The sequence below is a fragment of the Paenarthrobacter sp. NPDC091669 genome (genome assembly GCF_044756725.1).
Lineage (GTDB): Bacteria > Actinomycetota > Actinomycetes > Actinomycetales > Micrococcaceae > Arthrobacter > Arthrobacter bambusae_C.
In genome coordinates, this window is sequence record NZ_JBIVTK010000009.1 from 101,308 (window position 1) to 119,751 (window position 18,444).

Consider the following 18,444-nt stretch of genomic DNA (forward strand, 5'->3'; position numbering starts at 1 on the left):
TATCCTCCAGCAGGGAAACGCAGGAACTCAGGCCGCGATTCCCGCAGGCATGGAAAAACCCGTTGGTCCGGACTTGGGGGGTGTACGGACCAACGGGTTCAAGCATCAAGCATAATTCAATGTGGCGTCAGCGTAAAATCGTTTCGTACTCCCACTTACGGCTTCCTCATGTCCTGCCCCGCGACCCGTCCCGGAAAGTTCCCCATGCCCTTACCATCCAAGGCGTTCCAGCGCTGGCTTCACGGCGTCGCGCCCGATGCCAGCACCGCTGATGTCTGCAGGATCGCCGGCATCAAACGGACAACGCTGGCCCAGCAACTGGTCCGTGGAAAGGTTGCCGAGTCCACGCTGGTGAGCATCAGCCGCGGATTCGAGGTGGATCCGGTGCAGGCCCTGTCCACGTTTGACCTTTACGCAGACCTCAGGGGTGGCCCGGTGCCGCCGACGCCGTGCGAGCTGGTCAGCCAGGTCGCCACGATCGATCTGCTGCGGGCCGTGGTGGAACGCAGTGAGCCAAGCCGGGCCCCCGCGGCCCTGCTTTCTGAACCACCGCACCCGACGTCGGTGCGGAACTGGGTAGACGCGATCGACGACGGCGAGTTGCGGCACCGGGTCAGCGAAGCCACCGGGATTGCGCCGCAGAACTTCTCCGCCCATCTGACGGCCAACAGGCTGCCGCCGGAACTGGCCATCGCCACGTCCCGGGCTGCCGGCGTCGGACCTGCCGGAGGACTGGTGGCTGGCGGGCTGATCACGGAGGCCGAGGCCGGGTGGCCACCGTATGCCCGCTGGGAAGCCCTGGACCGAATGACCCAAAGCTCACTGGTTACCCTGGCCGGCGAACGGCTCCTGGCACTGGGCAAGACCTTGAAGCGCCAGGAACAAGACCACGAACGTACCGAACGAATTTGGGAGAACCTCGGATGACGGCTGTCCTGCCCTGGGTAACGCTGGTTGTCTGCCTGGCCATTACCGTGGCGCGCATTCCCAGCGCGGTGCGCGGCGAAAACAGGGTGGTCTTCTACATCTTCTCGCTGATTTCCTTGAGCATCTTCATCAGCATCGAGGCGCCGTATCTGGTCCTTGACGGCTGGCTCGGCGGGATGAACGTGTGCAACCTCATCCTGCGATTCCTCTTGTATGCCACGTTCTTCCTGATGGGCATCAAGATCGCCACCGCGTTCGGGTCACCGTCCGCCGTGCGCGCCATCCGGGGTCCGGTTGGCCTCACGGTCGCAGCAATCGTGGCAGCCCTTACTGTCTACTTCTTCGTCATCACGGATACGCGAGGGTCCTCAGCGGGCATGAGCGGACTGACGTGGGGGCCGTCCCTTGAAGCCTATGCGTTCATGGGCCGTTTCTACCCCGGCTTCGTCGCCGCCTGCCTCGTGCCCGCGATCTGGCGGACCGTGGTGAGCGCAGCCCCCGTGTTGCTCCGGGTCGCTTCAGCGTTGTTGCTCCTGGGATTGAGCTTGCTCCTGCTGTCCCAATTCTTCCCGTTGATCCCCTTTTCGGAGGCGTGGTTGAGGGTCCTCATCAACTACTCAGCAGCCATGTCCACGGCCATCGGACTGGCCGGGATCTGGTTCTCCAAAGCCTATTCGCGAAGAAAACGACGTCTCGCAGCGTAAGACTTTCACAAAAGCATTAGATCGTGGCACAATCATGAATGTGTGAACACGGCAGCAGCCTGACACCGGAATCAGAGAACGGGTTTCCGGTGGATGTGGCGCCCATGCGATCACAATTGGGGGGATGAGTGGTGGCGGGCTGTTGGGGACCGCCCCCACTCAGCCTTTTTAACGGCCTGTTGCGCGCTGCCGGCAGCTCCACACCCGGCAAGGCTCCTTACGGTGGCTAAGATGGCTCCATGAACAGCCTTCGCACCCGCCGCTCAGTTATTGCCGCCACTCTGGCCTCGGCCGCCCTTGTGCTCACAGCGTGCGGTGGGGGTTCAAGTCCCGCCCAGTCAGGCGGAGACACGTCCCTTTCGGACGTCAAGTCCAAGGGTGAGTTGGTCATCGCCACCGAGGGCACATACCGCCCCTTCAGCTTCCATGCAGAAGGCGCCGGGGACCTCACAGGTTTCGATGTCGAGATCGCCCAGGCTGTGGCCGGAAAGCTCGGCGTGAAGGCAACGTTCCAGGAAACGCAGTTCGATGGCATCTTCGCCGGCCTGGATTCCAAGCGCTTCGACACCATCGCCAACCAGATTTCCATCAACGACGAACGCAAGGCCAAGTACGAGTTCTCCACTCCGTACACCATCTCCACAGGCGTTGTGGTGACTAAGTCGGACAACACCGGCATCAACAGCTTCGCGGACCTGAAGGGGAAGACCACCGCCCAGTCGCTGACCAGCAACTTCTATAAGATGGCCGTGGAAGCCGGCGCCAACGTGCAGGCAGTGGAAGGGTGGGCACAGTCGGCCACGCTGGTCCAGCAGGGCCGCGTGGACGCTACGGTGAATGACAAATTGACCTATCTGGACTACGCCAAGAACACACCGGACTCGGGCCTGAAGGTTGCTGCGGAGGCACCGGACAAGACCGAAAGCGCGTTCGTCTTCCGCAAGGGTTCAACGGAACTCACGGCGGCCGTTGACAAGGCCCTCGCCGACCTCCAGGCAGATGGAACCATGGCCAAGATCTCCGAAAAGTACTTCGGCGCGGACGTCACCAAATAGATGAACTGGGACCTCGTCTGGAGTTCCTTCGGCCCGCTCATCACCGGCGCCGTCACGGGGACCATTCCGCTGACGCTCGCCTCTTTCGCCTTCGGCCTTGTGCTCGCCCTGGTGGTGGCCCTGATGAGGCTGAGTCCCAACTGGCTGCTGTCCGGAATCGGCCGGTTCTACGTCTCCGTCATCCGTGGCACGCCCCTGCTGGTACAGCTGTTCGTGATTTTCTTCGGCCTCCCCAGCATCGGCGTCCGGCTTGATCCCTGGCCGAGTGCCATCATCGCGTTCTCGTTGAACGTGGGCGGATATGCCGCCGAGATCATCCGGGCAGCCATCCTGTCCGTGCCCAAGGGCCAGTGGGAAGCCGGCCACACCATCGGCATGTCCAGGCCGCAGACGCTGGTGCGCATCATCCTCCCCCAGGCAGCCCGGGTATCGGTTCCCCCGTTGTCCAATACCTTCATATCCCTGGTGAAGGACACCTCACTGGCGTCCTTGATCCTGGTGACCGAACTGTTCCGCAATGCCCAGCAAATCGCTGCTTTCAGCCAGGAGTTCATGGCCCTGTACCTGCAGGCAGCCTTGGTGTACTGGGTCATTTGCCTGGTCCTTTCCACCGCGCAGTCCGCCGTGGAAAGGAGATTGGACCGCTATGTCGCCCACTAACGAGCCACACTCCACCTCAGTCCTGAAGGCCCGGAACCTTGCCAAGGCGTTCGGCAGCAACGTGGTGTTGCGCGACATCGACGTCGATATCCGCCGCGGTCAGGTGGTGGCCCTGATCGGGCCATCGGGTTCCGGGAAGACCACCGTCCTGCGATCGCTTAACGGCCTTGAAATTCCCGACGGCGGCACGGTCACCTTCGGGAACAGCGACGGCGGCGGGGAACTCGCCATCGACTTCGGCACGAAGGTTGGCAAGAAGGATCTGGCCGCCTTGCGTGACCGCAGCGCCATGGTCTTCCAGCACTACAACCTGTTCCCGCACATGACGGTCCTGAAGAACATCACCGAGGGCCCCATCCAGGTCCAGAAGAGGCCACGGGCCGAGGCCATCGCGGAGGCGGAACGGCTCTTGGAACGTGTGGGCCTGGCAGATAAACGCGACGCCTACCCCTTTGAACTTTCCGGCGGCCAGCAGCAACGCGTAGGCATCGTCAGGGCGCTGGCGCTCAAGCCCCAACTGCTGCTGTTCGATGAGCCCACCTCTGCGTTGGACCCCGAACTGGTGGGTGAAGTCCTGGGTGTCATCAAGGAGCTCGCCGAGGAAGGCTGGACCATGGTAATCGTGACCCACGAGCTCGCCTTCGCCCAGCATGTGGCGGACGAGGTCATTTTCATGGACGGCGGTGTTGTGGTGGAACGCGGCCCTGCTGCCGAGGTCCTGCGGGCACCCACGCAGGAACGGACCAAGCTTTTTGTGAAACGGCTCCAGCACGACGTCTAGGAGACTTAAGGAAAATGGGGGAAAAGACTTTGGATACAGCAGCCGAAACCGGCCGCAGGAAGTCCCGGCGTGCCGTCATCATCGCCGCAGTTGTTGCCGTGGCTGTTGTGGCTGGCGGGCTTGGGACGTGGTTTGCCCTTTCCCGCCCGGCCGGCGTGCAACGCGCAGATGTTGTCCGCCTGGACAAAGAGCGGGTAATACTGGACAACTCGATGAATCTCTACGATCCATTGTTCAACCAGTTTTCGCTCCGCTACTCGAGTGTGATGACCGAGAAGGCCGGGCAGCAGGAAAAGGACCAGGTCCTCAACCGGGATGGCGAACGACTTAAACGCGAAACGCGGACCAACCTGGACCGGCTGGAGCGGATGGGATCATCGCCGGCCGTACAGGAACAGGACATCAGCGAGGCCTACAACCGCTTCAAGGAGCAGTACAGTGCCGTGATCTCCTTCAACGACCAATTGGTGATCAACACCTCAAACATCAATGAGTCCATTGGCGGTCCCTGCGCGCCGCTGCATTCAACCTTGAACGTCGGCGCGGAGTCGTATTCCGAGGATTACGTTAAGGGTGCCGACGCCTGCCTGGCAGCAATTGCCACGGCCAAGGACGGCACGGATGCCGAAACTACCGAACTCCTGACCGCTGTTGAAGGTGTTATCCGCGGACAGCGGGACAAGCAGCAGGAAGTCCTGGACGCCAAGGACGATCTTGAGCGACTTGCAAAGCGGACCCTGGCCGGCGTGGCCATGCTGGACATTAATGATGCTTTGGCCAAGGCCGAAACCACGTATGAGAGCTCCGCGAAGGAGAAGTACAACCAGTTGGTCACCAACGCCAATGACTCCAACAAAGCGTTTGAAAGTGCCCTCAAGAAACGCACCGACCAGTTTGATGCTGCCGGCAAGGACGGGAAATAGGCCATGACGATTCAACCCGGCCCCCATCAGCCGCCCGCACCCATGCCGGAACCCACTCCCAGCCAGCAGCCCGTCCCCAGGAAACGCAGGCTTGCACTGGTCCTGATTTCCAGTGCTGTTGTCCTGGTGATCATTGCCGTGTCAGCTGTGGTGGCTGTGGCGCATTTCTCCGGGCAGCAACGCAAGGAAGACCTGCAGACCCTGAAGGACGGCCACCTCACAGCGTTGGTGGACGCACGGGGCAAGCTTCAACCCGCGGCCAATGCCTACCTGGCCGCATATAAGAAAGCCCGGAACGCCCCTGCCTCCCAGGAAGAGGCAGAGAAGAACTCCGCCAAAGAGCGCGATGAGTTCCACCAGGCAGCCAAGGACGCCCGGGCGGCGCTGGAGACGGTAAAGGCGGCCCACAAGTCCGGTGACGACGGGATCGGAGTCGCCGTGGGACAACTCGAAGAGTCCTACCAGGGCTTCGTTGACCACATGGAGGGCCTGGTGGAGTCATACCCACAGTTTGAAGGTCTCTTCAGGGAGGACGGAGCCGGCTGCAACGGCTTGTTTGTTGGCTCCAAGGCTGCCACCCTCCGGGAACGCCAAACACTGCTCGGGCAAGCTGCGGGTCCCTGCCGGGAAGCGGTGGGCCAGCTCAAGCAATCCAGGAACGTGGCCTACGTCGAGTTTGCGCGCACGTTGGACAACCGGATCGCACAGCTTGAATCAAACGCCGAGATCACCGCAAAGTCCGAAGAAAACTACAACGAGTTCGTGAAGATCAAGGATCAGATGACCCAAAAGGTCGACGAAGCCACCGCGCGCAATGCTTCCGAAGAGGAATTCCTCAAGATTGCCGACGAGCTCAAGGTCCTCAACACCCGGATCAGGAACAACAGGTCGGAGTTCGACTTTGCAGCCAAGCGCTACCTGTCGGGCGTCAAAGACATGCCCCTCCTGGTGGAGGAAGTCTTCACGAAGAAAATCGCAGCTGAAATCAAGAGCTACGACTCCGTGATCCCCCTGCGGGTTCAGATTCTAAAAGACGCAGTGGACGTCGAACTCGTCGAATAACCCCGGCAACACAAAACGCCGGCGGCCTTGCAGGATTTCCCTTGCAAGGCCGCCGGCGTTCTGCTGTGCTCCGGGTCAGCGCTGGAAGCGCAGGGTCACCAGTTGGAACGGCCTCAGCACCAGCTCTACCTCCGAGCGTTCCCCCACAGTCACTCCAGGCGCCTCTGCAACGCGTTCCAGCAGGTCGGTGGCCATAGCGCCAACTACCCCAAATCCGGGCCTTACCGTGGCAGCTGAGCGCTCCCCCAGCGATTCGTAGAGCCGAACGATCACGTCGCCCGATCCGTCCTCGGCCAGTTTCACGGCTTCCACCACAATGGCCGGGTTGGAGACCGAAACCAATGGCTCCACAGAGTGCCCACCGGTCACGAACCGTGGCTTCAGGTTGGTTCGGTAGCCCTCTTCCACGGCGTCGGCGATCTCAGCGCCGGGCCTGATGGAAACCTCCAAGGTGTGCTCTCCCCTGTCTGCTTCAGGGTCCGGGAACCGGGCCGAGCGCAGCAGCGAGGTGCGGACCGTCGTCGTGGTTCCGCCATCGGTGCGGACCGCCCTGGTGACGTCGTGTCCGTAGCTGGAGGAGTTGCTGACCGCTACCCCATAGCCGGGCTCGGCGACATGGATCCAGCGGTGCGCGCAAATTTCGAACTTCGCAGCCTCCCAGGACGTGTTGGTGTGGGTCGGCCGGAACACGTGGCCGAACTGCGTCTCGGACGCCGAACGATCCGCCCTCACGTCCAGCGGGAAGGCGATCTTCAGCATCTTTTCGCGTTCCTGCCAGTCCACCGTGGTAGCGATCCCCAGGGACTTGGCACCGGCGTCGAGCGTGATGCGCTGGGTGATGGTGGAGGCCCCCACCTTGCGCTGTACCACCACGACGGCGCCAAGCGGCGTGCGCTCGAGGTCGATGGTGTCCGCTTGGGTCAGTTGGGTGACGTTCCGGCGATAGAACTCTTCGATGTCCCATGCGTCCCATTCGTTGGGGGTATCCCGGAACAACTCCAGCAGGTTCCCGGACTGCCCGGGGGCTATGGCGTCACGGCCGCCGGCATGGTCCACCAAGGAGGTCAGCAGGCCGTTCCCGTCCAGGACTGCACGAATGATGCCGTTGTCCAGCACGAAGCCGTCACCGGATTCCTCCACCTTGACACCGGCGCCGGGTCCGTTGGCTTCGGATATCGCCAGAGCCGGCACGCCGCTGCGCGAATGCGGGGCTGCGTTGAGCAGGTAGCTCGTGCTGCCACTCCCCACCAGAGCCTGGGCGGCATCGCTGATGATGGCCTCAAGGTCACGGGCAATTGCCTCATAGTTGCGCTCGGCGTCCTGGTGGACCCAAGCGATGGAGCTGCCCGGCAGGATGTCGTGGAATTGCTGCAGGAGCACCAGTTGCCAGAGCCGCTTCAGCTCGGCCTGGGGATATGCGTAGTCCGCACCGAGACGGACAGCGGCGGTGGAGCACCACAGTTCGGCCTCGCGCAGCAGATGTTCGCTGCGGCGGTTGCCACGCTTGGTCTTGGCTTGGCTGGTGTAGGTTCCGCGGTGCATTTCCAAGTACATCTCGCCCACCCATACAGGCAGCTTGGTGTACTCCGCCTCGGCCTTGGTGAAGAAGTCCTTGGCAGCGCCCATCCGGACTTTCGGCGAACCTTCAAGGTCTGCAGTGCGGTGCGCGGCGGCCACCATTTCGCGCGTAGGTCCGCCGCCGCCGTCGCCATAACCGAACGGCACCAAAGACATGGTTCCACGGCCGTGGTCGCGGTAATTGCGTTCGGCGTGAGCCAGTTCGCGGCCGTGCAGTTCAGCGTTGTAGGTATCCACCGGCGGGAAATGAGTGAAAAGCCGGGTTCCGTCGATGCCCTCCCAGGTGAAGGTATGGTGCGGCATCCGGTTGACCTTGTTCCAGGAGATCTTCTGTGTCAGGAACCACCGGGAACCGGCCTCCTTCACGATCTGCGGGATGGCACCGGAGTAGCCGAAGGAGTCCGGCAGCCAGGCCTCCTGGCACTCGACGTCGAATTCCTTCAGGAAGAAGCTCTTGCCCTCCACAAACTGGCGGGCCATGGCCTCGCCACCGGGCATGTTGGTGTCTGATTCCACCCACATGCCGCCAACGGGGATGAACTGCCCCGCCTTGACCTTTTCCCGGATCCTGACAAAGAGCTCAGGGAAGTATTCCTTGATCCACGCCATCTGCTGGGCCGAGGAGCAGGAGAACACAAAGTCAGGATCCTCATCCATGAGTGCCACCACGTTGGAGAACGTCCGGGCACATTTACGGATGGTCTCGCGGACGGGCCACAACCATGCGGAGTCGATGTGGGCATGGCCTGTAGCCAGGAGTTGGTGGGCGGAAGCATAGGCGGGCCGGCCCAGCACTTCCTTCAGTGCTTCGCGACCGGCCGCCGCAGTTCCGGCGACGTCGTCCGGGTCCATGATGTCCAGCATCCGTTCCAGCGCCCGCAGGATTTCATGGCGTCGGGGAAGTTCCATGGGAAGTTCATGCATGAGTCCGCTCAGCGTCCAGATGTCCTGGTTGAGTTCCCACACCGTCTCGTTCAGCTCCGCCATGGCGATGCGACCCAGGCGGTATCGGGGCTCGTCGCCGGACGTAGCCTTGTCTCCCAGCGGAGTCGGAGCGAACGACCATCCTTGGGCAACGTCCGGGTTCGCTGCCGCTTCAACATAGAAATCCACGGAGTGTCCGCCGCCAAGCAGTTTGACCGGGACGTGATAGTTCCGGGGCGAGATCGCCTTGATGATGCTGCCGTCGGCGCGCCAGGCAGTGCCTTCGCATTGGAACCCGGGGACGTCGCTGTTGAAGCCGAGGTCCACAATGATTTCCACTGACGTGGATTCAGCCATGCCCCAGTCCTGCGGGACCTCACCCTGCAGGTGGAGCCACTTGGTGCTCCAGGCCTTTCCCCACGGGGCGCCATGCTCCTGCGGGGTGAAGAGCTGGCGAACGGCTTCCGCCGCCGGCACGGGCTCACCGGGAACATCCCAGCTGCTGAGCTGCAGCGGTATGGCTCTGCCGTAAATGGCCGGAAGAATGCGTTCCCGAACGAATCGATCGAGGCGCTGTTCAGTGATCCGGCGGTCGTCGTGCAATGAGTTCCCCTTTGGGCTTTAGCTGAATTTCACGCTTGGTACACGCACCAGGGGTGCAGGTTCGGACGGCGATTCTGGGTTCGCCGCGCTTCCAATCGATGGATAAAATCTACTTTGTTCCAGCCTAATAGCCAAGTGATTGACGGCTATCCCCTACGGACAGCGCGTCTGCCGGTGCCGGTTCTGCGAGGATTCTGTCCCGTCCGGCGTAGACGTTGAGGCTGTGCCCACGGCTGAATCCCGCCAGGGTGATCCCCGTTTCTTCTGCCAGTTCGGCTGCGAGGCTTGAAGGTGCGCTGACCGCGGACAGTACGGGAATACCCGCCATGGCCGCTTTCTGGACCAGTTCAAAGGACGCCCTGCCGGAGACCTGGAGGACCGTCCCACGCAGCGGCAGCATGCCGGCCCGCAAAGCCCAGCCAACTACCTTGTCCACCGCGTTGTGCCTGCCTACGTCTTCCCGCAGGCAGAGCAGCTCGGTGGTGCCGTCGTCGTGAATCCGGAAGAGTCCGGCAGCATGCACACCGCCCGTTTTATCAAAGACCGCTTGGGCCTCCCGGAGACGGTCCGGCAGGGCGGCCAAGGCGCGGACCGGGACCGTGACGTTGTCCTCGCGCGGACTGTGATGGGAAGACTTGCGGACCGCCTCGATGGAGTCCGTGCCGCAGATCCCGCATGAGCTGGACGTGTAGACGTTGCGGCCCGTGTCCGGCCGCACCACGTCCGGCCGGAGTTGGGCGTCCACCACGTTGAAGGTCTGCACGCCGTCTTCGTTCTCCCCCGCGCAGAACCGCTCCGAAATCAGTTGGGCAGGCTCCCAGATAATCCCTTCCGAGACGAGGAATCCCGCCACGAGGTCGAAATCGTCTCCGGGGGTCCGCATGGTCACAGAGAAGGACATCTCCCCCAAGCGGATCTCCAGTGGCTCCTCCACTGCCAGGACGTCTTCCTTATATCGGACAGGATGCTCCAGTGCCTGCGGGGAGCCGTCCAGGACAAACTTGTGCACCTTGCGGCGCTGGGTCACGCGTCCCATATCAGGCTCCGTTCTCCACATGCTTGACGAAATGCACCGTCATGGCTTTGTAACCGGGGGTGTTGGATTCCCTAGCCACCAGTTCGCGATGAACCAGGGCGTTGGCCTCCGGGAAGTAGGCTGCCGCGCAACCCTTGGCCGTGGGGTATCCGATGAGCCGGAACTTGTCCGCCCGCCGTTCCGTTCCCGCGAAGGTGGAGATGACATCCACCAGGTCCCGGTCCTCGAAGCCCAGTTCCGTCAAGTCATCCGGATGGACCAGGATGACCCGCCGACCCTCCGAGACGCCCCGATACCGGTCATCCAAACCGTAGAACGTGGTGTTGTACTGATCGTGGCTGCGAACGGTCTGGAGGATCAAGTGGCCCGGCGGTGCTTGGAGGTACTCAAGCGGCCGCACGGAAAAACGTCCTTTGCCAATGTCCGTGGCGAAGGTCCGCGTGTCCCGGGGCGGGTTGGGAAGCACGAAGCCGTTCTTGGTCCGCACCCTGGCGTTGAAGTCCTCAAAGCCCGGAATGACCCTGGAGATGTGGTCCCGGATCACGTCGTAGTCCTCGGCCATGGACCGCCAATCCACGCTGTGGTCATCCCCCAGGGTGGCCTGGGCCATCCGGGCTACGATCACCGGCTCACTCAGGAGGTGCTCAGAGACCGGCTCCAGCCTCCCCTGCGTTTTGTGGATGACCGACATGGAGTCCTCCACGGATAGGAACTGCTTGCCCTTGGGGTGTTTGTCGTCGGTGTCCGTCCGGCCCAAGGTGGGCAGGATCAGGGAGGTCTTGCCGTGGACCACATGGGCGCGGTTGGGTTTGGTGGAGATGTGGACCGTCAGCCCTGCCCTCTTCAGCCCCTCTTCCAAGGCTGCCGTGTCCGAACCGGCCGCGGCGAAGTTCCCACCCATGGAGACGAACACCTCCACGTCGCCCTTTTCCAGGGCGTGTTGGGTCTCCACGGAGTCATAGCCGTGGTCGCGCGGCATGTGGAAGCCGAATTCCTTGTCCAATGCCGCCAGGAACGATTCCTTGGGTTTCTCCCAGATCCCCATGGTGCGGTCGCCCTGCACATTGGAGTGGCCGCGAACGGGGCAGGCTCCGGCGCCCCGCTTGCCGAAGTTGCCTTGAAGCAGCAACAGGTTGATGATCTCGCGCAAGGTATCCACTGAGTGCGGCTGCTGGGTCAGTCCCAGGGCCCAACAGATGATGGTGGCCTTGGATGCGGCCATCATTTCCGCGGCCTTGGTGATCTCTGCACGCGTCAGGCCGGTGGCCCGCTCGGTCTCCGCCCAGTCCAGAACCGAACGTGCCTCTTTGTAGGCGGCGAACCCTTCGGTCTGTTGCTCAATAAAGGAATGGTCGACGACGGTGCCCGGGTTGCGCTGTTCTTCCTCCAGGAGCAGGTGGCCCAGCGCCTGGAACAGCGCGAGGTCGCCACCGACCTTGATCTGCAGGAACTCGTCCGCGATGGTGGTGCCCCCGCCGATGACGCCGTTGAGGGACTGGGGGTCCTTGAAGTTCAGGAGGCCGGCCTCGGGGAGCGGGTTGACGGCGACGATCTTCCCGCCGTTGTTCTTGCAATCCCGCAATGCGGACAGCATCCGGGGATGGTTGGTTCCCGGATTCTGGCCCACCACAAGGACCAGTTCGGCGTGGTGGATATCTTCCAGCGAGACCGTCCCCTTGCCGATTCCAATGGTGGGGTTCAGGGCGCTGCCGGAGGATTCATGGCACATGTTGGAGCAGTCGGGCAGGTTGTTGGTGCCCAAGCTGCGGGCGAACAACTGATACATGAAGGCGGTCTCGTTGGCCGTACGGCCGGAGGTGTAAAAAACGCACTTGTCAGGCGTGGTGGCGTTGATATGTTCGCCGATCAGGGCGAAAGCGTCTGTCCAGCTGATGGGCGAATAATGCGTATCCCCGGGCCTGATGACCACGGGTTCGGACAATCTTCCCTGGCTCCCCAGCCAGTATTCGGTCTTGTCTTCGAGGTCAGCCGAGGAGTGTTTCGCCCAGAATTCAGCGCCCACAGTGCGGGTGGTGCTTTCCTCGGCGATCGCCTTGGCGCCGTTCTCGCAGAACTCGGCGGGGCTGCGCCTGCCGGTGATGGATTCGGGCCAGGCACATCCCGGGCAGTCGAAGCCGTCGTGCTGGTTGACCCTGAGCATCGAACGGACCGTGCGGGCCACCCCGGCCTGGGCGTAACCGCGTTCAAGGGCCACCGTGACAGCCTTGAGGCCGGCAGCAGCTTGTTTGGGCGGGTGGATTTGCAGGTCATCTTCATTGATGTCCTGTTCGGGAGCATGCCTGTTCATGAGTCCATCATTGCACTTTGTCAGCACCCGTACCTGGTTCGTTGCAGTGCTCCGGAGTCCAGCGCTCAGGCGTCCAGCGCGCTCCAGTCCACCGGGCCAGAGGGAGCCTTCTTTGCCTGCCGGGCCAGGGCCTTGCGAGGCTTGTCTTCCGCGGACTTGGGCGCGGGCAACGGTTTGCCCCACGGCAAGGCAAACGCCGGGACCAGCTCGCCCAGTTGGACTCCGTGGGGTGGAACCACCATGATCCCGTCCGCGCCGGCCAGGCCCCGCATCATCCCGGGACCCGTGTGCTGCGCCGGCGACGCCAGGCCATAGACCAGCTTGAACGGCATCAAGCGGGTCCGGCCGGGATCCGCGTCGATCATGGCTCCGCAAGGGACCTCACCTACCCCGCCCAGCTGCCGATGACCCAAAGCTGCCAGCAACGGAGCACCCACGGTCAACAGCGCCATCATCGCGGCCAGTGGATTTCCCGGCAGGCCCAACACAAACCGGCCATCAGGCAGTTCAGCCAGCACGGCAGGATGACCAGGGCGCATGGCAATGCCGTCGATCAACAGCCGGCCGCCAAGGTCAGCCACGGCCCGCCTGAAGTGGTCAGTCCCCGAGCGACCGGTCCCGCCGGTAGTGATGACGACGTCCGCCGGGGGTTCAGTTTCCTGGTAAGGGTCATCCGCTGTGAGGTGGTCCAAGGGCGGCTCGATGTCCTGGAGGGCGGAAATCCACTCTTCATAGTTGTCGCCCACCCTGAGCTGCTCTCCTGCTATACCGCCCAGAAGCTCCACCACAGCGCCCAGTTGCGGGCCGAAAGTATCACGCACTTGTCCCGGCAGCGGGACACCTTGTTCCACAACCTCGGAACCGGTCAGCAGAAACCTGACCAGCGGCTTGCCGAGGACCTCCAACTGGTCCAGGCCGGCCAGCGCAGCCAAAGCGATGTGGGCCGGATTGAGCACGGTCCCGGCGGTCAGCAGGACCTCCCCCGCCGCCGCCTCTTCTGCGGCTTTGCGGATGTGCTGGCCGTTGCGGGGTTCGCCGGGTTTAGCGGTTCCGCCCAACGCCAGGACCGGAAGGCCGTCGTCGTCGGTGGTCATGACGCCGCTCTCGCTGCGAAGTACTGCCTTGGCACCCGGCGGAATCAAACCACCGGTCACGATGGGACTTGCCTGGTGGGGGGCAAGCCTCTGGTCCGGTTCGCTGAGGATCCACGGCCCGCTCCCGTTGACGGCCCATCCGTCCATGGCTGAGGAAGCGTAGTGCGGCATATCCTGCACTGCCAGGGCGTCGGCAGCGAGGGTACGGCCGAGGGCTGACCTGAGCGGCACAGGACCCGGAGGGATGGGAGCGGCACAATCGAACGCGCGCTGCCGGGCCTCCTGCCACGTGTGTGCCGCGTGATGGCCCTCTGCGGGGGCCTCCGTCATTCGGCGTCAGCCTCGGACTCCGAGTACTCCTTGGCAACTTTGCGGGCCAGTTCCAAGGCGGCGTTCATGGACGCATCATCGCTTGCCTGGCCGATGCCCCGGGCCATGCCTGCGGCGTAGCCGGCAATGAAGGTGGTCAAGGGCGCTGCGGGGCGCACCACTGAATGAGCGGCCACTCCGGCAACAGCGAGCACTTCATTGACGTCCACTTCAACGCCTTCAAGCTCAAATGCCTGCAGCAGCGTGCGGCACCATTCCTCGAGCGTCTCTTCCTGGCTCTTCACGTCCGCCTCCAACTTGTAGTCAATGCCCAGGGCCGCAGCGTCCTCCCACGTATCCACGTCGTCCGTGGAGCCTGCGGGGACGGCAACGTCCAGCAGGTTCAGCCTAGCAAGCAGCCGGAACACTGAAGAGTCCGTTAACCCGGAACTTTGGGAAGCTACGGCCACTTCACGGTCCAGGGCCCCGGTGTTGTAGGCACCCAGGAGGGGCTGCTTCCGTCCGTCCGCGGAAACTGCCATGGCACCCTCTGCGCCGGGTTGCGCTGCCAGCGCTTCCCACAGAGGGGCAACCCCACGGGAAGCATGCGGCATATCGCAGGCGAGGATCAAGGTCCACGGAGCGCCCGCACCGCTGTCCTTCAGCGCAACCAGCCCAGCAGCAATTGCAGCGGCCGGACCCGCAAATGCCGGTTCCTCCCGGGCCTGCAGCACCTCGTCCGGCAACGGCTCACCGCCCGGTCCTGAAGCATCAGGACCTACCACCACCACAGCTGACGCACCCCGGGCCGCCTGCAGGGCACGCGACAGGAGCGTCTCGCCGTCGTACGTCAACGATGGCTTGGGCACACCACCGAGGCGGGTGGCCCTGCCACCCGCCAGAATCACGGCATTGAACTCCATCCGCCCAGATTACCGGGGCAGCCGGAGTTCAGCAGAAATCGATCAGGCAGCGGATTCCGGCAACAGGAACGGGTCCCAGTCCGGCGCAGGTTTCTCGAGTTCTTTGATCTGCCACATGGTTCCCTGGGGCACCCCGGGCGTGAAACGGAGTTTCCAACCCATTTCAGCCAGCGTGTGGTCGCTTTTGGCGTTGTTGCATTTCAAACACGCCGCAACCAGGTTTTCCCAGGAATCCGCGCCGCCCCTGGATTTGGGGTGGACGTGGTCTATGGTGTGGGCTGTTTTCCCGCAGTAGGCGCACCGATGACCGTCGCGGCGAAGGACCCCGCGTCGGCTCACGGCGGTAATCCTGTTGTACCGGGGACGGATGTAGCGGTTAAGGAGGATCACGGAGGGGCGTCCAAGAATCTCCTGGGGCCCGACGACAGGCTCGTCGCCTTCGGCCACTACGCTGGCCTTCCCAGTCAGCACAAGAACCAGCGCCCGGCGGAATGTTATTACCGCCAGCGGTTCATATCCAGCATTCAGAACGAGTGTGCGCATGCACGTACCTCTTCACGGCCGCACCCGTCAGGGGCACGAGGGCCGGCTGCCCTCTGCTTGTACGGGCTGTGGATCGACAAGATAAGGGTAAGCACTCATATGCCGTATCAACGAATTTTTCCGTCGTTTCCCGTGCAGTGTCGTCAAGAGTTCATGCGAGGTTAAGGGCTCTGGAGCCGAATGCCCTCCTTAAAAACAGAACACCCCGCCGGCCGGAGCCTGCGGGGTGTTGCTGTGAAAAGCGGAGGCTGGATCAGCCGTTGACGCGGATGAAGACCGGGCCGGAGCCGACGTTGACGCTGAACAGTGCCGTGGTGGATCCGTTCCATCCGCCATGGACTGCCTTGCCGTTGCCGACGTACACAGCGATGTGTGCCTGTCCGGCCAGACCACCGTTGGCGTAGTAGGCGAGGTCGCCGGGCTGTGCTTCCGCTGCGCTGACTGTGCGGCCGAGGGAGAGGTAGCCAGCCGGCCAGTCGTGGAAGTTGATGCCAACTGCTGCCAGGGAGTTTGTCACCAGCATGGTGCAGTCCTGGGTGACGCCGAGCTGTGCGTAGGCGGCAGCGGCGATGGCAGCACCGAGGCCACTGGCGGCGGCCGGAGCCTTGGCCGCAGGAGCCGCGGCGTTGACGGCCAGCGTGGCGTTGCCGGCAGTTGCCGTGCTTTCTGCTGCCTTCTTGGTTTCTGCCTTCGCAGGAGCCTTCTTCTCTACGGGAGCAGGAGCCTGCACCGTGGTGACCACGGGGCGCTCGTAGGAGATGGCAACGGTGGAATCTGCAGCGATGGTGGCTTGGACTACCGACTGGACGTCAAGGGTGGACGTCGAGGTGGACTCACGGTCCACGGTGGTGTCGGCCGCGTTGGCAGCAACACTGCCGGTCAGGACCAGGCCTGAAGCTGCGGCAATAACAGCCGCCTGGCGACCTACGCCGCCGGCGTTTTCACTGACGGCCTTGGCGATCACGGCAAGCGAGCTGGTCTTGGGGGCCTCAGCGCGATGCCGTGCAACCTTGGATGCACTGGTCATGGTTTTCTCTTTTCGTATCCGCGTGTAGTTGGGGTACACGCGGCTCATTGGCGCGCCGGCACTTGGGGGAATGCCGGCGAACCCCGAACGGATTGTTTCTAGCGGAGGGTAAAGAAGGAGGACGTGCCCGTGGAGGCAGCCGAGTGCAGGAGCGTTCCCTGTCCCGGGTTCAAGGCGCTGATCATCATGCCGTTGCCAACGTAGATGCCTACGTGTGCTCCGCCGTTCTGCATGACCAGGTCACCGGGGGCAGGAGTGCTGGTGGGCTTCATGGCCGTCCAGGCGTTGACGCGCGGGATGCTGATGCCGGCCTGGGCGTAGACCCACTGGGTGAAGCCGGAGCAGTCCCATCCGTTGGGCGTGGTGCCGCCCCAAACGTACGGGTGTCCGATTCCGGTGTAGGCGATCGCGGCGAGGCCGGAAGCGGCGGCGCTGGAAGCAGCGTCCTTGGCTTCGGACGACTTCGCCGTCACAGCACCTGCGGTGGTCTGGTTGCCATTGGCCGCGGTCCGCTGGGTGGTCTGCGAAGCGCGCTGGACAACCTTGGGAGCTTCCTTGGTGGCCACTACAGGGCTTTCGAAGGAAACAGTGGCGGTGGGCTCTGCGGTGACTACCGCAGTGGTGACCATCTGCTGGGTGCTGGAGGCTTCCGACTTGGAAACGTCGGTGTCCGCTGCCTGGGCCGGAAGACCGACACTGAGGACGAGGCCTGAGGCTGCTGCCAGGACGACGGCCTGGCGGCCAACGGTACCGGCGTTGGATGAAACAGCCTTGGAAAGCGTGTTCAAGGGGTTCGTACGAACCGATTCGGCGCGGTGGCGCGCAGGGGTAGTGCGTGATGACACGTAGGTAGCCTCTCCCAATGCCTGCGAGGTGAGCTGTCGGATTCGGATGGGAGTCATCCGGCCACGCTGCTTCAAGGAAGCTTTGCGACTTAACCCCAAGGCCTTCTTGCGAAGACCAGAAGTGGTTCCCCCGCCCCTGCCAGACGATTTATGCGAACGGACCTCGAGTGGTGGCAGAGCTAGGCAATCCACTCAAGTGCACCGGCCCCCTAAAAAGCCGATGCGCTTTGTACGGTACAACAGTTGAACGCGAATGTCACATTCAGGTCACGGGGTGTGTCACGAATGCGAGAGACAACCATCAACTGGGCTTAGAGCCAGCCCATGGGGTCAACGACTTCACCGTTGACCTGTACTTCAAAGTGGAGGTGGCAGCCGGTGGAGGCGCCCGTGGTACCGCTCAGCGCCACAGTATCGCCGCGGCTGACCGTCTGGCCTACTTTGACGGTGAAGGACGACAGGTGGTTGTACGTGGTCTCGAGGCCGTTGCCGTGGTCTACCACCACGCGGTTGCCTCCGCCATACTCGTGCCATCCGGCAAAGGTGACCTTGCCGGTGGCCGCGGCGTGGACGGCGGTGCCGCACTGTGCCACGAAGTCCTGCCCACGGTGGAAGTCACCGGAACCACCCGTGAGGGGGCTGATGCGGTAGCCGAACGGGGAAGCCGTGGTCAGGGTATCCAGGGGACTGGCCATGGTACCTGTGGACGAGGCGCGCTGGATGCTGTCGGCGGACTGTGCGCTGAGCAACTGCTTCAGCTTGCCGTCGGGGTCGGCGGCGGTAGCTACCGCGGCACGGCTGAAGTCGATCTTGGCTGATGCAGCGGCGGAAACCTCGGGCTGGCTGCCACCGGTAACGGCCAGGGCCGACTCGGTCTGACCGGATTCCGAGGTGGCCATGACCGGGCTGGTGGCTGGCAGACCGACAGTCAGGGCAAGTCCGGTGGCGGCAAGCGCAACTCCGGCCTTTTGCCCGACGCCACTGGCTGCGGCGAAGTCGGCAACCTGGCGCAACGGGCTCTTACGGCGACGCACCTGGCGTTCGGTGTCGCGTGGCCGGATCTCCGATACGACGCGGGCTGGCCGCAGCTCAGCAGCGGGGCCGGACGCGCGGCGGCGACCCCTGACGTTCTGCGTTGTCAA

At 63.2% G+C, this 18,444-nt stretch carries 16 protein-coding genes and 1 riboswitch; of the genes, 7 read left to right on the forward strand and 9 right to left on the reverse strand.

Annotated elements, in window-relative coordinates:
- Window positions 1–204: 204 nt before the first annotated feature.
- The 7 genes from ACIQLI_RS15970 to ACIQLI_RS16000 all read left to right on the forward strand — a co-directional run bounded on the left by ACIQLI_RS15970 (window position 205) and on the right by ACIQLI_RS16000 (window position 6,112).
- Window positions 205–927: a hypothetical protein gene (locus ACIQLI_RS15970; protein WP_400390196.1), complete on the forward strand. Its 723-nt coding sequence runs from the start codon at window positions 205–207 to the stop codon at window positions 925–927.
- Window positions 924–1,631 (forward strand): hypothetical protein, encoded by a 708-nt coding sequence (locus ACIQLI_RS15975; RefSeq protein WP_354230954.1) that lies wholly within the window; start codon window positions 924–926, stop codon window positions 1,629–1,631. The genes ACIQLI_RS15970 and ACIQLI_RS15975 overlap by 4 nt, the downstream gene beginning before the upstream one ends.
- A gap of 239 nt (window positions 1,632–1,870) precedes the next feature.
- Window positions 1,871–2,686, forward strand: a complete 816-nt coding sequence (locus ACIQLI_RS15980) for an amino acid ABC transporter substrate-binding protein (RefSeq protein WP_400390197.1) — start codon at window positions 1,871–1,873, stop codon at window positions 2,684–2,686.
- Window positions 2,687–3,346, forward strand: coding sequence for an amino acid ABC transporter permease (locus ACIQLI_RS15985; RefSeq protein ID WP_400390199.1), 660 nt, complete (start codon window positions 2,687–2,689; stop codon window positions 3,344–3,346).
- Window positions 3,333–4,127, forward strand: coding sequence for an amino acid ABC transporter ATP-binding protein (locus tag ACIQLI_RS15990; protein WP_400390201.1), 795 nt, complete (start codon window positions 3,333–3,335; stop codon window positions 4,125–4,127). The genes ACIQLI_RS15985 and ACIQLI_RS15990 overlap by 14 nt, the downstream gene beginning before the upstream one ends.
- Window positions 4,128–4,141: 14 nt before the next feature.
- A complete protein-coding gene (locus ACIQLI_RS15995) occupies window positions 4,142–5,050 on the forward strand; it encodes a hypothetical protein (protein ID WP_400390203.1) in 909 nt (302 codons plus the stop codon).
- 3 nt (window positions 5,051–5,053) lie between these two features.
- Window positions 5,054–6,112: a hypothetical protein gene (locus ACIQLI_RS16000; protein ID WP_400390205.1), complete on the forward strand. Its 1,059-nt coding sequence runs from the start codon at window positions 5,054–5,056 to the stop codon at window positions 6,110–6,112.
- Between the two features lie 75 nt (window positions 6,113–6,187).
- On the opposite strand, the gene ACIQLI_RS16005 is transcribed toward ACIQLI_RS16000, so the two are convergent.
- The 9 genes from ACIQLI_RS16005 to ACIQLI_RS16045 form a co-directional block, all read right to left on the reverse strand.
- On the reverse strand, window positions 6,188–9,217 hold the full coding sequence (locus tag ACIQLI_RS16005) for an alpha-mannosidase (protein WP_400390207.1): 3,030 nt from the start codon (window positions 9,215–9,217) through the stop codon (window positions 6,188–6,190).
- Between the two features lie 124 nt (window positions 9,218–9,341).
- A complete protein-coding gene (gene fdhD, locus ACIQLI_RS16010; protein WP_354230966.1) occupies window positions 9,342–10,253 on the reverse strand; it encodes a formate dehydrogenase accessory sulfurtransferase FdhD in 912 nt (303 codons plus the stop codon).
- 1 nt (window position 10,254) lies between these two features.
- A complete protein-coding gene (locus ACIQLI_RS16015; protein ID WP_400390209.1) occupies window positions 10,255–12,561 on the reverse strand; it encodes an FdhF/YdeP family oxidoreductase in 2,307 nt (768 codons plus the stop codon).
- Between the two features lie 65 nt (window positions 12,562–12,626).
- Window positions 12,627–13,985, reverse strand: a complete 1,359-nt coding sequence (locus tag ACIQLI_RS16020) for a molybdopterin molybdotransferase MoeA (RefSeq protein ID WP_400390211.1) — start codon at window positions 13,983–13,985, stop codon at window positions 12,627–12,629.
- A complete protein-coding gene (locus tag ACIQLI_RS16025; RefSeq protein ID WP_400390213.1) occupies window positions 13,982–14,887 on the reverse strand; it encodes an NTP transferase domain-containing protein in 906 nt (301 codons plus the stop codon). The genes ACIQLI_RS16020 and ACIQLI_RS16025 overlap by 4 nt, the downstream gene beginning before the upstream one ends.
- A gap of 42 nt (window positions 14,888–14,929) precedes the next feature.
- The gene (locus tag ACIQLI_RS16030) at window positions 14,930–15,430 is read right to left on the reverse strand and encodes an HNH endonuclease (RefSeq protein ID WP_024819811.1); all 501 of its coding nucleotides are present in this window, start codon (window positions 15,428–15,430) and stop codon (window positions 14,930–14,932) included.
- Between the two features lie 253 nt (window positions 15,431–15,683).
- Window positions 15,684–16,457 carry an NlpC/P60 family protein gene (locus ACIQLI_RS16035; protein ID WP_400390216.1) on the reverse strand — a complete coding sequence of 258 codons (774 nt, stop codon included), beginning with the start codon at window positions 16,455–16,457 and terminating at the stop codon, window positions 15,684–15,686.
- A 98-nt stretch (window positions 16,458–16,555) separates the two neighbouring features.
- The gene (locus tag ACIQLI_RS16040) at window positions 16,556–17,302 is read right to left on the reverse strand and encodes a C40 family peptidase (RefSeq protein WP_269768474.1); all 747 of its coding nucleotides are present in this window, start codon (window positions 17,300–17,302) and stop codon (window positions 16,556–16,558) included.
- 4 nt (window positions 17,303–17,306) lie between these two features.
- Window positions 17,307–17,488: riboswitch (cyclic di-AMP (ydaO/yuaA leader) on the reverse strand.
- 125 nt (window positions 17,489–17,613) lie between these two features.
- Complete coding sequence (locus ACIQLI_RS16045; protein ID WP_354230977.1) at window positions 17,614–18,444, reverse strand: M23 family metallopeptidase; 831 nt, start codon at window positions 18,442–18,444, stop codon at window positions 17,614–17,616.

What these genes read in the sequence shown, in the direction of transcription:
- ACIQLI_RS15975 (WP_354230954.1), top strand. Translation starts at nt 924, where the DNA reads ATGACGGCTGTCCTGCCCTGGGTAACGCTGGTTGTCTGCCTGGCCATT.
- ACIQLI_RS15995 (WP_400390203.1), top strand. Translation starts at nt 4,142, where the DNA reads ATGGGGGAAAAGACTTTGGATACAGCAGCCGAAACCGGCCGCAGGAAG.
- ACIQLI_RS15980 (WP_400390197.1), top strand. Translation starts at nt 1,871, where the DNA reads ATGAACAGCCTTCGCACCCGCCGCTCAGTTATTGCCGCCACTCTGGCC.
- ACIQLI_RS16000 (WP_400390205.1), top strand. Translation starts at nt 5,054, where the DNA reads ATGACGATTCAACCCGGCCCCCATCAGCCGCCCGCACCCATGCCGGAA.
- ACIQLI_RS16025 (WP_400390213.1), bottom strand. Translation starts at nt 14,887, where the DNA reads ATGGAGTTCAATGCCGTGATTCTGGCGGGTGGCAGGGCCACCCGCCTC.
- ACIQLI_RS16035 (WP_400390216.1), bottom strand. Translation starts at nt 16,457, where the DNA reads ATGACCAGTGCATCCAAGGTTGCACGGCATCGCGCTGAGGCCCCCAAG.
- ACIQLI_RS15970 (WP_400390196.1), top strand. Translation starts at nt 205, where the DNA reads ATGCCCTTACCATCCAAGGCGTTCCAGCGCTGGCTTCACGGCGTCGCG.
- ACIQLI_RS15985 (WP_400390199.1), top strand. Translation starts at nt 2,687, where the DNA reads ATGAACTGGGACCTCGTCTGGAGTTCCTTCGGCCCGCTCATCACCGGC.
- fdhD (WP_354230966.1), bottom strand. Translation starts at nt 10,253, where the DNA reads ATGGGACGCGTGACCCAGCGCCGCAAGGTGCACAAGTTTGTCCTGGAC.
- ACIQLI_RS16030 (WP_024819811.1), bottom strand. Translation starts at nt 15,430, where the DNA reads ATGCGCACACTCGTTCTGAATGCTGGATATGAACCGCTGGCGGTAATA.
- ACIQLI_RS16015 (WP_400390209.1), bottom strand. Translation starts at nt 12,561, where the DNA reads ATGAACAGGCATGCTCCCGAACAGGACATCAATGAAGATGACCTGCAA.
- ACIQLI_RS15990 (WP_400390201.1), top strand. Translation starts at nt 3,333, where the DNA reads ATGTCGCCCACTAACGAGCCACACTCCACCTCAGTCCTGAAGGCCCGG.
- ACIQLI_RS16020 (WP_400390211.1), bottom strand. Translation starts at nt 13,985, where the DNA reads ATGACGGAGGCCCCCGCAGAGGGCCATCACGCGGCACACACGTGGCAG.